Source organism: Nocardioides sp. R-C-SC26 (assembly GCF_021246465.1).
In the GTDB taxonomy this organism is placed as follows: domain Bacteria; phylum Actinomycetota; class Actinomycetes; order Propionibacteriales; family Nocardioidaceae; genus Nocardioides.
On sequence record NZ_JAHRHK010000007.1, the window covers coordinates 117,319 to 130,787 of the forward strand.

12 protein-coding genes and 1 pseudogene are annotated in these 13,469 nt (G+C 69.7%); 6 read left to right on the forward strand and 7 right to left on the reverse strand.

The genetic code is table 11. The annotated features are described in order from the left end of the window. The 3 genes and pseudogenes from KSO97_RS08610 to KSO97_RS08620 all read right to left on the reverse strand — a co-directional run. Positions 1-613: pseudogene (locus KSO97_RS08610) on the reverse strand (CPBP family intramembrane glutamate endopeptidase); the annotation flags it as partial. Further along, positions 600-2,093, reverse strand: a complete 1,494-nt coding sequence (gene gltX / locus KSO97_RS08615) for a glutamate--tRNA ligase (protein ID WP_232677921.1) — start codon at positions 2,091-2,093, stop codon at positions 600-602. The gene gltX and the pseudogene KSO97_RS08610, both read right to left, overlap by 14 nt. Next, complete coding sequence (locus KSO97_RS08620; RefSeq protein WP_232677924.1) at positions 2,090-2,899, reverse strand: fumarylacetoacetate hydrolase family protein; 810 nt, start codon at positions 2,897-2,899, stop codon at positions 2,090-2,092. The genes gltX and KSO97_RS08620 overlap by 4 nt, the downstream gene beginning before the upstream one ends. A 36-nt stretch (positions 2,900-2,935) precedes the next feature. On the opposite strand from KSO97_RS08620, the gene KSO97_RS08625 reads away from it, so the two are divergent. Then, entirely contained in the window at positions 2,936-3,304 is a 369-nt protein-coding gene (locus tag KSO97_RS08625) for a YdeI family protein (protein ID WP_232677927.1), read from the forward strand. A gap of 15 nt (positions 3,305-3,319) precedes the next feature. Here the strand turns inward: KSO97_RS08625 and KSO97_RS08630 are convergent, their stop codons facing one another. Next, positions 3,320-4,213 carry a sulfite exporter TauE/SafE family protein gene (locus KSO97_RS08630; protein WP_232677933.1) on the reverse strand — a complete coding sequence of 298 codons (894 nt, stop codon included), beginning with the start codon at positions 4,211-4,213 and terminating at the stop codon, positions 3,320-3,322. Positions 4,214-4,346: 133 nt separating this feature from the next. Here KSO97_RS08630 and KSO97_RS08635 point away from each other — a divergent pair, with 133 nt between their 5' ends. Beyond that, positions 4,347-5,222 carry a 3-methyladenine DNA glycosylase gene (locus KSO97_RS08635; RefSeq protein WP_232677934.1) on the forward strand — a complete coding sequence of 292 codons (876 nt, stop codon included), beginning with the start codon at positions 4,347-4,349 and terminating at the stop codon, positions 5,220-5,222. 174 nt (positions 5,223-5,396) lie between these two features. On the opposite strand, the gene KSO97_RS08640 is transcribed toward KSO97_RS08635, so the two are convergent. The 3 genes from KSO97_RS08640 to KSO97_RS08650 form a co-directional block, all read right to left on the reverse strand. Beyond that, entirely contained in the window at positions 5,397-6,335 is a 939-nt protein-coding gene (locus tag KSO97_RS08640) for a MetQ/NlpA family ABC transporter substrate-binding protein (RefSeq protein ID WP_232677938.1), read from the reverse strand. Between the two features lie 81 nt (positions 6,336-6,416). After that, the gene (locus tag KSO97_RS08645) at positions 6,417-7,088 is read right to left on the reverse strand and encodes a methionine ABC transporter permease (RefSeq protein ID WP_232677941.1); all 672 of its coding nucleotides are present in this window, start codon (positions 7,086-7,088) and stop codon (positions 6,417-6,419) included. Continuing rightward, on the reverse strand, positions 7,085-8,107 hold the full coding sequence (locus KSO97_RS08650; RefSeq protein ID WP_232677943.1) for a methionine ABC transporter ATP-binding protein: 1,023 nt from the start codon (positions 8,105-8,107) through the stop codon (positions 7,085-7,087). The genes KSO97_RS08645 and KSO97_RS08650 overlap by 4 nt, the downstream gene beginning before the upstream one ends. Positions 8,108-8,270: 163 nt before the next feature. Between KSO97_RS08650 and KSO97_RS08655 the strand changes: the two genes are divergently transcribed. The 4 genes from KSO97_RS08655 to KSO97_RS08670 are packed head-to-tail and all read left to right on the forward strand — an operon-like array spanning position 8,271 to position 13,457. Continuing rightward, entirely contained in the window at positions 8,271-9,731 is a 1,461-nt protein-coding gene (locus KSO97_RS08655) for an aspartate aminotransferase family protein (RefSeq protein ID WP_232677945.1), read from the forward strand. After that, positions 9,731-11,083: a lysine N(6)-hydroxylase/L-ornithine N(5)-oxygenase family protein gene (locus KSO97_RS08660; protein ID WP_232677948.1), complete on the forward strand. Its 1,353-nt coding sequence runs from the start codon at positions 9,731-9,733 to the stop codon at positions 11,081-11,083. The genes KSO97_RS08655 and KSO97_RS08660 overlap by 1 nt, the downstream gene beginning before the upstream one ends. Beyond that, entirely contained in the window at positions 11,080-11,649 is a 570-nt protein-coding gene (locus KSO97_RS08665) for a GNAT family N-acetyltransferase (RefSeq protein ID WP_232677950.1), read from the forward strand. The genes KSO97_RS08660 and KSO97_RS08665 overlap by 4 nt, the downstream gene beginning before the upstream one ends. Further along, positions 11,649-13,457 carry an IucA/IucC family siderophore biosynthesis protein gene (locus KSO97_RS08670; RefSeq protein ID WP_232677953.1) on the forward strand — a complete coding sequence of 603 codons (1,809 nt, stop codon included), beginning with the start codon at positions 11,649-11,651 and terminating at the stop codon, positions 13,455-13,457. Before KSO97_RS08665 ends, KSO97_RS08670 begins: the two co-directional genes overlap by 1 nt. Positions 13,458-13,469 lie beyond the last annotated feature (12 nt).

Below are 13,469 nucleotides of genomic sequence, written 5' to 3' on the forward strand. Positions count from 1 at the left end.
CCGCGTTCGGCGCCATCGCGCCGAACGCCTGGGTGAGCAGTCCTCGGAACACGTACTCCTCGGCCGCGGCCTGGAACGGCGTGAAGATCACCAGCACCAGCAGGAAGTCGAACGTGGTGCGCGTGAAGTCGTTGACGCCGCCGAACTCGTCGGCCGTCTGCAGCGGGAGGAACGCCGAGACGAAGATCGTCGCGAACAGCGTGAGGACCGACACGCCGACGCAGACGCCGAACCACGCCCACCGCACCCGTCCGCGCACCGACATCAGCCACCGTGGGCTCTGAGCAGCCACGAGCCGGGCGCCGAGCATCACGAACGGGATGGCAGCGCTGATCGCCACGAGCTGGAACAGCAACGAGCGTGGTCGGAAGTCATCGAGGTCGACCAAGGACGCCAGACCGTCCAGGGGATCCTCGCCCACGATCACGAAGTAGACGAGGAACCCCAGGACGACGAGCACCTGGGCGGCCAGGAAGCCGCCGATCGCCACCACCGCGGCGAGCAGCGACCACCACCCGCCGCGTCGAGTGGCGCGGTGGATGCGGTGATAGGCCCAGCCGTGCGTGCCCTCCGGGTCGCTCAGGGCGGCGGACCCCACTTCAGGCGTCGACACCGGCGAGCCTCGCGAGACTGCGCTCGCGGCCCAGCAGCTCCATCGACTCGAAGAGCGGCGGCGAGACGCGGCGTCCGCTGATCGCCACGCGCACCGGGCCGAAGGCAACCCGTGGCTTCAGGCCCCGCTCGGTGACCAGTGCGTGCTGCAAGGCGTCCTGGATCGCGGCCGTCGACCACTCGTCGAGACCGGCGAGCGCGTCGTGCGAGGCGCGGACGACGTCGCGGCCGGTCTCGTCGAGCAGCTTGGCGACGTCGGCCTCGTCCCGCGTGAAGTCGGCCTCGTCGACGAACAGGAAGTCGAGCATCGCGGGCGCCTCGCCGAGCTTGTTGATCCGTTCGGCGATCAACGGCATGGCGAGTTCCAGCAGCTGAGCGTCCGCGTCGGCGATCGGGTCGCTCACGACTCCGGCTCGCTGGAGGAAGGGCAGCACCCGGCGGGTGATCTCCTCGACCGAGAGGAGCCTCATGTGCGAGGCGTTGATGGCATCGCACTTCTTCAGGTCGAAGCGCGCCGGATTCTGATTCACGTCGGCGATGTCGAAGGCCTCGACCATCTCCTCCATGCTGAAGATGTCGCGGTCGGCAGCGATGGCCCAGCCGAGGAGTGCCAGGTAGTTCAGCAGCCCCTCGGGCAGGTAGCCCTGGTCGCGATAGCCCAGCGCGTCGGCTTCGGGGTCGCGCTTGGACAGCTTCTTGTTGCCCTCGCCCATCACGTACGGCAGGTGGCCGTACGCGGGCGTCGTCTCGGCGACACCGATCTCGCGGAGGGCGTCGAAGAGGGCGATCTGACGCGGCGTCGAGGAGAGCAGGTCCTCACCCCGCAGGACGTGGGTGATGCGCATCGTCGCGTCGTCCACCGGCGCCGTGAGGGTGTAGAGCGGGTCACCGTTGGCGCGGCAGAGCGCGAAGTCGGGCACGAACCGGGTCTCGAAGGTGACGTCGCCGCGCACGAGATCGTTCCAGGTGATGGAGCCCTCGGGCATCTTGAACCGGACGACGCTCGTGCGTCCCTCTGCCTCGAAGGCCGCGCGCTGCACGTCGTCGAGCGTGCGACAGAAGCCGTCGTAGCCCATCACCTTCGAGCCGGAGGCCTTGCGGCGCGCGTCGACCTCCTCGTTGGTGCAGAAGCACGGATACGTCGACGACGTCGCGGCGAGCTTGGCCAGGACGTCGCGATACAGCTCGCCCCTCTCCGACTGGCGGTAGGGACCGTAGGGTCCGCCGACCTCGACGCCCTCGTCCCAGTCCAGGCCGAGCCAGCGGAAGAGCTCGAGGATGCCGCGATAGGACTCCTCGGTGTTGCGGGCGGCGTCGGTGTCCTCGATGCGGAAGACGAACGTGCCACCGTGACGCCGCGCGAACGCCCAGTTGAACAGCGCCGTCCGCACCAGGCCGACGTGCGGGCTACCGGTCGGGCTGGGCGCCATCCGCACGCGGATGTCAGAGCCGGCGTGACCGGGGGCGGTAGGCGTGCTCATCGAGTCGCGATCCTGTTCGTGAGGGAACCGATGCCGGCGACGAAGACCTCGATCTCGTCACCGACCTGCATGGGACCGACACCCTCGGGGGTGCCGGTGAGGATGACGTCGCCGGGCAGCAGCGTCATCACGCTGGAGACGTGCGCCACCAGCGTCGGGATGTCGAAGATCATGTCGGCCGTGCTGCCGTCCTGGACGACGTCGCCGTTGAGGAAGGTCTGCACCCGCACGCCGTCGATGAAGTTCTGGGGATCCAGATCGGTCTCGATCCACGGCCCGAGCGGGCAGAAGGAGTCGAAGCCCTTGGCCCGAGTGAACTGGACGTCGCCGCGCTGCAGGTCGCGCGCGGTGACGTCGTTGGCCACGGTGTAGCCGAAGATGACGTCGGTCGCCTGCTCCGGCGGCACGTCGCGACAGATCCGGCCGATGACGACGGCGAGCTCGCCCTCGTAGTGCAGATCCTGGGTCTGGCGCGGGTAGAAGACCGGATCGTTCGGGCCGACCACGCTGGTGTTCGGCTTGAGGAACATCAGCGGCTCGGGCGGGACGTCCTGTCCGAGCTCGGCGGCGTGCGCGGCGTAGTTGCGCCCGATGCCGACGACCTTGCTGCGCGGCAGCACCGGTGCGAGGAGCCGCACGTCGGGGAGCCGGTACTCGGTGTCGAGCACCTTCATGCCCACGTACAACGGATCACCGGCGAGTGCCACGATCACGGCATCCTCGCTCAGTTGACCGTGCTCGTCCAGATCGCCGGTGACCACGCCGAACTGGGGCTCTTCACCGGTGGTGAATCTCGCGATGCGCACTGCTCGACCCTATCGAGAACTGCCTACGCTGGGCCCATGGCGTCCTTCGACGACAAGCCGGTGGTGTTCTTCGCCGATGCCGATTCCTGGGATGCGTTCCTGGCTGCATCTCCCCCGTCCAACGGCGTCCGACTGCGGCAGCGCAAGAAGTCGTCTGCGGCCCCGGGGCTGACCTACGAGGAGGCGCTCCTGGTGGCGCTGTGCCACGGGTGGATCGACGGGATGATGCGATCCGAGGACGCCGACTACGTGCAGCAGTCCTTCACTCCGCGACGTCGCCGCAGCCCGTGGTCGGCGACGAACAAGGCGCGGGTCGCGACACTGATCGAGACAGGCCGGATGCGGCCGGCCGGCCAGGCCGAGATCGATCGAGCGAAGGCGGATGGCCGGTGGGATGCCGACTGAGGAGCCGGTGTCGGCTCAGCCGGCAACCGCCGGTTCGACCGCGGCAGCCCGCTCGGCGCGCTCTCGCGACCAGGCTCGGCGCGCGATCTGCGCGACGAGGCTCAGCCAGAGGAGGATGAGTGCGGCGTCGAGCCAGCCCGGCAGGTCGGTGATCGAGCCGATGACGGCGACCGCGTTCACCAGGATCACCAGGCCTCCGACCATCGCACCCATGGGGGCGTGCGGGAGCCGTCCGGCGAGTCGAGCGGCGATCGGAGCGACGATCACGCCGCCGACCATCAGGCCGATCACGGGCATCCACGGGATGTCCTGGTGCGCTGCGCCGGTCACGAATCCGGTGGAGACAGAGACGGCGACGGCGAACTCGGCGGCGTTGGTCGTGCCGACGACGTAGCGAGGCTCGTGCTTGGTGACCGTCATCAGGCTCGGCGTCACGACGGGACCCCAGCCGCCGCCGCCGGTCGCGTCCACGAAGCCGCCGAGGAGGCCGATCGGCGAGAGCCACCGGGCGGTGTGACCGTTCTTCGGCGTCGGGATGATCCGCACACCGAAGCCGAAGCGCGCCAGGATCACCACGCCGAAGAAGATCAGCAGGCCGGCCATCGAGCCCTTGGCCGCCTCCAGGCTGATGGAGGTGAGGACCACCGCGCCCAGGAAGCCGCCGACCATGCCGGGGAGCGCGACGCGCACCAGGATCTTGGGGTCGACGTTGCCGGCGCGCCAGTGCGACAGGCCTGAGATCAGCGTCGTCGGCAGCTTCGCGGCATGCGTCGCGGCACTCGCGGTGGCCGGCGCGACGCCGAGCGCGAGCAGGACAGTCGCCGAGGTGACGCCGAAGCCCATGCCCAGCGTGCCGTCGACGAACTGCGCGAGCCCGCCGGCGAGGGCGAAGGCGGCGACGAGCCACATGGTGAGTACCTCCAGTGAGACAGCAACTCCGATAAAGTCTACCTATCACCTACTATAACCTGAAATTATCACCTAGCGCGTCCTACTCGAGCCGCCGGCATGGCGCGCAGGCGGCGACTCCTACGCTGAGCAGGTGCATGGCGAGGTGGAACGTGACGTGTGGACGCGGCGCGCCGCCCTGCACGTCGCGCGGCTCGAGCCGTATGTGGCTCCGCACCTTCGACGTCGCGACGAGGGCATCAAGCACCCGGTGCACGACTTCCTCTTCACCTACTACTCGTTCCGGCCGGCACAGCTGCTGCGGTGGCACCCCGGTTTCGGCGTCCGGTTGATCGACGCTCCGGAGTACGACGACTCGCGCGGGTATCAGGGCGGAACCGTCGCCGCTGCCTACGTCGCGCAGCAGCGCCCGCTGATCGAGTCGCTCCATCGGGTGCTCACGGCGACCGCCGGTCGCACCGCCAACTTCGGCTGCTTCGGCCTCCACGAGTGGGCGATGGTGCACCGCGCCGACGAGACCCGGCACCCGGTCCCGCTTCGGCTCGGCGCCGCCGGCACCGACGCGGTGGTCGAGCAGCACCGGATCGCCTGCTCGCACTTCGACGCCTACCGGTTCTTCACGCCGTCCGCGCGCCCGTTCAACACGCTCAATCCGGGCCGCGACGACCGCGCCGAGTTCGAGCAGCCCGCCTGCCTCCACGCGGGCATGGACCTCTACAAGATGGCGTTCCGGCTCTCACCGCTCATCGACTCCGACCTGGTCGCCGACTGCTTCGAGCTCGCCTGGGACATCCGCATCCTCGACATGCGCGCAGCGCCCTACGACATGACGGGATGGACGCTGGATCCGACCGGCGAACCATGGACGCCGGTGCCGATCGAGACCGCCGACGGCAAGGCCGAGTACGTCGAGGCGCAGCGAGGGTTCGCGGCGCGCGGGGAGCCGCTCCGCCGGCGCCTCATCCGGTCCTGCGAGGCGCTACTCGACCTGCCCGTCGCGGCATCGTGAGGGCGACGAGACCGCACCGCCCCTGGTTCCTCGTTCGACTCACGGGGTTTCGAGACACTCGCTGCGCTCGCTCCTCGACCACCGGCGACGACGGCGCTCGCTGCTCGCCCCCCGGTGGCGCCGAGCCGGCGGCCGACCGGGTGCGCGGCCGCCCGCCGGGGCGGGTGAGCAGGGTCAGTTCGCCGAGACCGGCGCCAGCTGTCCCTGCAGGTTCGGGTCGTCGTTGGTCTCCAGGTACTCCTGCACGCGCGGGTCGAAGAAGATCTCCTTCAGCTTCTCCATCTGCGGGTCGTCGACGTAGTCGGTGCCGATGACGAGCTGGCCGGCGAACTCGAGGGGCGCCGGTGCCGAGTAGATGCGGTACTCCTCGGGCGTCCCGGCGTCCACGAACGACATGTTGTAGTCGATGACGGCGTCCACCGACTCGACCGTGCGGGGACCGGCTCCGTACTCCATGTACTCGAACGTGTAGCCGCCGATGTTGTCGGCGATGTCGTTCTCCGTGGCGGCCCACGGGTCGACGCCGTCCTTGAAGGTCAGCTTCCCGGCACGCTCGAGGATCCACAGTGCCTGGGCGGTGTTGGCCGGGTCGTTGAGGAGCGCGATCGTCGCACCCTTCGGCAGCGCGTCGATGGAGTCGTACTTCGTGGAGTACATCGAGTACGACCACTGGAAGACCGGCCCGAGCGCCGTCAGCTTCATGCCGGTGGAGTCGATCACCTGCTCGAGCCAGTGCTTGTGCTGGTAGATGTTCGCGATGTACTCGCCGTCAGCGGTGGCCTGGTCGAGCTGGTTGCCGTCCTCGATGCCGACGGGCTCGATCTCGACGCCGTGCTCGGGCGCGATCTCGGTGTCGAGGAACTCCAAGAACGCCTGCTCGCTGGCCGAGCTCGCCTGGAAGGCGATCTCGAACGTGTCGGAGAAGTGACTTCCCTCCACCGCCTTCTCCGAGCCGCCCCCGGCACTCACGCACCAGACGACGACGCCCGCGAGCACCAGCGCGAGGCCGATCACGAGGGGCACCCACCACGAGCGGCCCGAGCCGCCGAGAGCGATGTCCGCGTGCCGATCGTCGGATCCTGCCGAGCTGGGGGGCTGCTGGGTGGTGGTCATGAGGGTTCCTTCCGGTTGGTCCCGAGACGAGGGGGTGGCGCGATGCGCGCCGGGCGGGCGGACGTGGGAGACCCGCGTGCGTCAGTGCGTGACGGCGCGGACGGCGCGATCGCCGGTGAACTGGATGGCCTGGACGAGGACGACCAGCAGCACGATGCAGGCGATCATGATGTTGTCGTCGAAGCGTCGGTAGCCGTAGTTGACGGCCAGGTAGCCGACGCCGCCCGAGCCGATCGCCCCGGCGATCGCGGAGTACTCGATCATCGCGATCACGTTGAGCGTCAGCCCGGCGAGCAGGCCCGGCAGGGCCTCGCGCAACTGGATGCCGACGACGATCTGGCGCGTGCTCGCTCCTCCGGCCAACCCGACGTCGAGCAGCTCGCGAGGTACCTCGCGGACGGCGTTCTCGGTCAGCCGGGCGAAGAAGGCCACGCCGGCGATGGACATCGGGATGATGGCGGCCTTGAAGCCGATCGTGGTGCCGAACACCAGCTTGGTCACCGGGATCACGGCGGCCATCAACACCAAGAACGGGAGCGAGCGCCCCAGGTTGGCCACCCAGCTCACCGAGACGTGCACGAGACGGTGCGGCGTCAGCCCCAGGGGCGAGGTGTTGTGGATCAGCAGGCCGAGCGGGCCGCCCAACGCGACGACGATCGCCATCACGACGCCGACCATGCGAGCGGTCTCACCGACGACGGGCAGCATCAGATCCGGGACGTCGGGCCACGGCGTGGCCAGGAGCGCCGTCACGCCGCCGGCTCCGCACGACGCCCGGGCACACCGACGAACCCGACGACTGGCGCCGGGGCAGGCGCGGCGCGCAGGCCGAGGTTGGTGAAGACCTCCGCGACCCGGATGTCGTCGAGATGGGGCGGCAACGCGATCGCGAGCCTGCCGACCGTGGTCGACGACGCGTCCTCGACCGAGGCTGCGAGCAGCGCGATGTCGACGCCGAGCGCCGACGACGCCAGCGAGAGCCACAGCGGCGAGACGTGCGGGCTGTCGTAGCGCACCGTCCACACCCGGAGGCCGTCGACGGTCCCCGCGGAGGGCAGCGGCAGGAGGGCGCGCGAGAGCGCGGAGTCCGACCGCAGCACGACGTCGGCGACCGCACCCTGCTCGACGATGCGGCCCTGGTCCAGGTGCGCGACGTGGTCGGCGATGCTCCGCACGACGTCCATCTCGTGCGTGATCACCACGATGGTGACGCCGAGGTCGTCTCGCAACTCGGTGAGGAGACCCAGGATGGCGCGGGTGGCATCGGGGTCCAGGCCCGAGGTCGCCTCGTCCGAGAGCAGGACGGCGGGCTGCAGCGCGAGACTGCGGGCGATGCCGATCCGCTGCCGCTGACCACCTGAGAGCTGGGCGGGGTAGTGGTTCGCCCGATGCAGCATGTCGACGCGGTCGAGCAGCTCACCCACCCGCGCACGGATCTCTGCGTCGCCGACCCCGGCATTCCGCATCGGCAGGGCGATGTTCTGGGCCGCGGTCAGCCGTCGCAGCAGGTTCGCGGACTGGAAGACGGTGCCGATCTGCCGTCGAGCCCGCTGGAGCTCGCGACCCGAGAGCCCGGCCAGATCGCGGCCGCCGACCCGGATGCTGCCGCTCGTGGGCCGCTCGAGCAGGTTGATGCAGCGGGCCAGCGTGCTCTTGCCGGCTCCGCTGGGCCCCACGACGGCGGCGATGCGCGCGTCGTCGACGCGCAGGTCGATCCCCTCGAGCACGGTGGCGGCGCCGTACGCCTTGGTCAGGCCGGCGATCTCGATCATCGGATGTCGTCTCTCCTCGTCGATGTAACTCGACTGACTTTATTGACTATCGCCGATCGCCCGTGCGGCCTGCGCCACATTCGGCGATCGGACTTGCCGATCACCCCCTTCGGCGTAGATCTTGGATGTAGGTAAGCCTTACCTATCTTTTGGAGGAATCTCGGTGAACCCCACTCCCCCGCTCGACCACCTGTTCCACTCCTCGCAGTCCGGCCGATACGCGCAGGCGATGCATCTGGGGGTCAGCGAGCTGAGCGCGGCCCTCGCCCGGACGGTCGGGCGCCCGGCGACCGGACGTGCCCCGGAGCAGGCATCGAAGCCGATCGCCGACGTCGATCTGGACAACCCGCTGGGCGACATCCCCGCCGCGCTCGCCGAGATGCGCGCCCTCTACCTCGACGACGCCGTCTGGTTCCACGAACCGGCCTACGCAGCCCACCTCAACTGCCCGGTGGTGATCCCTGCACTCCTCGCCGAGCTCTTCGTGAGCGGCGTGAACTCGAGCCTGGACACCTTCGACCAGAGCGTCGGCGGCACCTACATCGAGCGCCACCTGATCGAGTGGACGGCGGGACGCATCGGCTTCGGGACAGGCGCGGACGGCGTCTTCACCAGCGGCGGCACGCAGTCCAACCTGCAGGCGCTCCTCCTGGCCCGAGATCACACCCACCTCGCATGGCCGGGCACGCCGTCGGCCGCGCTGCGGATCTTCGCCTCCACCGACGCGCACTTCAGCGTGCAGAAGTCCGCGCGCCTCCTCGGGCTCGGCGAGGAGGCGGTCGTCGCCGTCCCGGTCGACGAGCACCGACGGCTGGACGCCGTCGCGCTGGCCCGTGCCCTGGCCACCTCGGCCGAGCGTGGCGAGGTGCCGATGGCCATCGTGGCGACCGCCGGCACGACCGACTTCGGCGCGATCGACCCGCTCGCCGACATCGCTGTGCTCGCCCGGGCCTATGACACTTGGATGCACGTCGACGCGGCCTACGGCGGCGGTCTGCTCGCCTCCTCCACGCGACGCGACCGGTTGAGCGGGATCGAGCACGCACGCTCGGTGACCATCGACTTCCACAAGACCTGGTTCCAACCGGTCAGTGCCAGCGCGCTCGTCGTCGCCGACGGCCGGGACCTGGGGCACGTCACCTGGCATGCGGACTACCTGAACCCGCGCGACGCCTTCGACACCGACTCTCCCAACCAGGTCGACAAGAGCCTGCAGACCACGCGGCGCTTCGACGCCCTCAAGCTCTGGTTGACGCTGCGCATCATGGGGCCCGAGCAGATCGGCACCTACGTGGACACCATCGTCGACCTGGCCAACGCGACCGGGTCCACGATCGCCGCCCGCAGTGACGTCGAGCTCGCCGCCGTGCCGCAGCTGAGCACGGTCGTGTTCCGGTTCCGGCCGCCCGCGATGAGCGAGGACGCCGCCGACGATCTGGTGCCGCGCATCCGCGCCGCGCTCTACGAACGCGGGCTCGCGATGGTCGCGGCGACGCGGGTCGACGGACGGCGGTGGCTGAAGCTGACGTTGCTGAATCCAGCAGCCACGCCGGCCGACATCGAGCGGATCGTCGATCTCGTCGTCGAGCTGGGCCGCGAGCTCGGCACCGAGGCGGTCGCGTGATGACGACGCAACGCCGCGTCGTGCCGACCGACGGGCCGGCCGACGGGCCGATCCACGACGTCGTCGGCATCGGCGTGGGGCCGTTCAACCTCGGCCTCGCCTGCCTCGCCGCACCGATCGCCGACCTCGACTGCGTCTTCCTCGAGGCCCGGCCCGAGCTGTCCTGGCACCCCGGGATGATGCTGGACGACGCGACCCTGCAGGTGCCCTTCATGGCCGACCTGGTGACGATGGCCGACCCGACGTCGCCCTGGTCGTTCCTGAACTATCTCAAGCAGACCGGGGCGCTCTACCCGTTCTACATCCGGGAGTCGTTCTATCCGCTGCGGCGCGAGTACGACGAGTACTGCCGCTGGGCCGCGGAGAACGTCGGTTCGGTGCGGTTCGGGCGGCCCGTGCACGCCGTCGCCTACGACGAGAGGGCCCGCTGCTATCTCGTGCGCGCCGAGACCGGCGAGATCTTCCGCGGCCGCCGTCTGGTGCTGGGCGTCGGCACCCGACCGCGCATCCCCGCTCCTCTGCGCGACCTGGTTGGGCTGAGCCACGATGCCGACGTCCTCCATTCCGCGGACTACCTCGCCCGCAAGGCAGCACTCCAGAAGCGCGACCAGATCGTGATCGTGGGCAGCGGGCAGAGCGCCGCGGAGATCTACTACGACCTGCTCTCGGAGAGTCCCGACCACGACTATCGGCTGACGTGGCTCACGCGCAGCCCTCGGTTCTTCCCGATGGAGTACACCAAGCTCACGCTCGAACTGACCTCCCCGGAGTACACCGCCTACTTCCACGACCTGCCCGAGGCCACCCGCGAGGCACTGCTGCGTGAGCAGCGGTCCCTCTACAAGGGGATCAGCGGCGACCTGGTCGACGCGATCTTCGACCTCCACTACCAACTGCGGGTCGCCGGGCACGGCCCCCGCAGCACACTGATCACCAACAGTGAGGTGGTCGGCGCGCGCGGCGTCGTCGGCGCCGGTATCGAGCTCGACCTGCACCACCGCGAGACCCACGAGGACTTCGGTCTCACCACCGACGGCCTCGTGCTCGCGACCGGTTACTCCTCCCAGGTTCCGACGTTCCTCGACCCGATCCGCGATCGCCTGCGGCTCGACGACCGCGGCCGCTTCGATGCGACGTCGTCCTACGCCGTCGACGTGACGGGCGCGGGGATCTTCGTGCAGAACGGCGAGGAGCACACCCACGGCTTCGTCGCCCCGGATCTCGGCATGGGTGCCTACCGCAACTCGGTGATCCTCGCCGCGATCACCGGCCGCGAGCCCTACCCGATCGAGAAGCGCGTCGCCGTGCAGAGCTTCGGGGTACCCGAGCACCTGAGGAGGGCGGACCGATGACGGTGCCGTCCGCGATGCCCGGCGACATCACCCTCGAACCACTCGTGCTCGCCCGCGACGTCGTCCTCCTCCACGAGTGGGTCACCCATCCCCGCTCGGTGTTCTGGATGATGCAGGAGGCGTCGCTCGACGACGTGCTGCGCGACTACGCCGACGTCGTGGAGCACCCGCACCACGACGCCTGGCTCGGCCGCGTTGGCGGACGCCCGACCTTCCTCGCCGAGACCTACGACCCGGACCGCGCGCCCCACGTGGGGTTGGCCGGGTTGCCCGAGATCGCCGAGGGCGACGTCGGCATGCACCTGCTCGTCGCTCCACCCCGGGACGGCACTCCGCCCGAGCACGGCCTGACGCGACGGATCTTCGCGGCCGTGCTCGCCCGCTGTTTCGCAGACCCCGCGGTGCGCCGCGTGGTCGTGGAGCCGGACGTCGAGAACGCCAAGATCGCGACCATCAACGCGGAGGCGGGGTTCGTCGTGGCGCGCGAGATCGATCTCCCCGGCAAGCGCGCCGCACTCTCGTTCTGCACCCGGGAGGCGTACGCGGCACGGCTGGTGGTGCCGTGATGACCACCCGGCACGAGGCGACCGACCTGGCCGGGGCCGCCGCCCACCTCAATCCCGAGACCCTGGCCCGGGCGCAACGACACCTGGTGGCGAAGGCGATCGCGGAGTTCGCGCACGAGCGTCTGCTCGCGCCGGAGCAGCGCGACCACCACGGCGGGTTCACCCTGCCGACCCCGGACGGCACCACGTCGTATGAGTTCTCGGCCGAGCGCCTCGCGCTCGACCACTGGGCCGTCGACGCGTCGAGTCTGCGGCGACTGCGCAACGGCGCCGACGCGGCGCTCGACGTGCAGGACTTCGTCGTCGAGTTCGCCGCCGACCTCGGCATCCCGGACCCGTTGCTGCCGGTCTATCTCGAGGAGCTCGCCGCCACGCTCGCGTCGTCGGCGTGGAAGCTGCAGCACCACGCCACGACGTCGGACCAGCTCGTCGGCGCCGACTACCAGGCGATCGAGGCCGCGATGACCGAAGGGCATCCGAGTTTCGTCGCGAACAACGGCCGGGTCGGCTACGGCCTCGACGACTACCTGGCCTATGCCCCGGAGACGGGCTCGCCCGTCAGGCTGATCTGGGTCGCCGCGCACCGGTCGGCGACGCGTCTGTCCCTCGCCCACGACCTCACCGAGCCCGACCTCTACGCCGGCGAGCTCGACGCCGCCACGCGTGGTGCGTTCGCCTCCCGCCTGCGTGACCTCGACCTCGACCCGGCGGACTATCTCTACCTGCCCCTGCATCCGTGGCAGTGGCAGAACAAGGTGACCATCACCTTCGCCCCCGACGTCGCCCGACGCGACCTGGTGCTTCTCGGCGAGGCTCCCGACGCCATGCGGGCACAGCAGTCGATCCGCACGTTCTTCAACACCAGCAGACCCGACCGGCACTACGTGAAGACGGCCCTGGCGATCCAGAACATGGGGTTCCTCCGCGGCCTCTCCCCCGCCTACATGGGGCCGACTCCCGCGATCAACGACTACGTCGCCGGCGTGGTGGCGAGCGACCCGACCCTCCTGGGCTGCGGCTTCGGCGTCCTGCGCGAGGTCGCCGCCGTCGGATACACCGGCGACGCTCATCACCGCCTCGCCGACACGCACGGCGTCAGGTCGCCGTACCAGAAGATGCTGGCCGCGCTGTGGCGCGAGAGCCCGATCGGCCGCATCGGCGACGGCGAGCGGCTCAGCACGATGGCCGCCCTGCTGCACCGCGACGCCGCCGGACGCTCGCTCGCCAGTGCGCTGATCCAGGCATCGGGACGGACACCGCGATCGTGGCTGGCCTCCTACCTCAACGCCTACCTACGACCGATCGTGCACTGCCTGCTGGCCCACGACCTGGCATTCATGCCGCACGGGGAGAACCTCGTGCTGGTGCTGCGCGACCACACACCGGTGCGGGCCTTCATGAAGGACATCGGCGAGGAGGTCGCGGTGATGGGCGACCAACCCCTGCCGATCGACGTCGAGCGCATCCGACTCAAGACCACCGACGACGTCAAGGCGTTGGCGCTGCACACCGACGTCTTCGACGGCGTCCTGCGCCACCTCGCGGCGATCCTGCACGTGGACGGCGTCCTGCCCGAGGCCGAGTTCTGGGCCGAGGTCGCCCACTGCATCCGTCGCCACGCCGAGGATCACCCCGAGCTCGCGGAGGCCGCGTCGCGCTACGACTTGTTCCGACCCGAGTTCGACCACTCCTGCCTCAACCGTCTCCAGCTGCGCAACACGCTGCAGATGGTCGACCTGACCGACCAGGCGGAGTCGTTGATCTACGCGGGCACCCTGCGCAACCCGATCTCGGACGTGGCGTCGTGACGTCGGCTCCCG

Coding starts and splice junctions, on each gene's coding strand:
- gltX (WP_232677921.1), bottom strand. CDS start 2,093: ATGAGCACGCCTACCGCCCCCGGTCACGCCGGCTCTGACATCCGCGTG.
- KSO97_RS08625 (WP_232677927.1), top strand. CDS start 2,936: ATGGCGTCCTTCGACGACAAGCCGGTGGTGTTCTTCGCCGATGCCGAT.
- KSO97_RS08630 (WP_232677933.1), bottom strand. CDS start 4,213: ATGTGGCTCGTCGCCGCCTTCGCCCTCGCCGGCGGGCTCGCGCAGTTC.
- KSO97_RS08640 (WP_232677938.1), bottom strand. CDS start 6,335: ATGACCACCACCCAGCAGCCCCCCAGCTCGGCAGGATCCGACGATCGG.
- KSO97_RS08650 (WP_232677943.1), bottom strand. CDS start 8,107: ATGATCGAGATCGCCGGCCTGACCAAGGCGTACGGCGCCGCCACCGTG.
- KSO97_RS08660 (WP_232677948.1), top strand. CDS start 9,731: ATGACGACGCAACGCCGCGTCGTGCCGACCGACGGGCCGGCCGACGGG.
- KSO97_RS08665 (WP_232677950.1), top strand. CDS start 11,080: ATGACGGTGCCGTCCGCGATGCCCGGCGACATCACCCTCGAACCACTC.
- KSO97_RS08670 (WP_232677953.1), top strand. CDS start 11,649: ATGACCACCCGGCACGAGGCGACCGACCTGGCCGGGGCCGCCGCCCAC.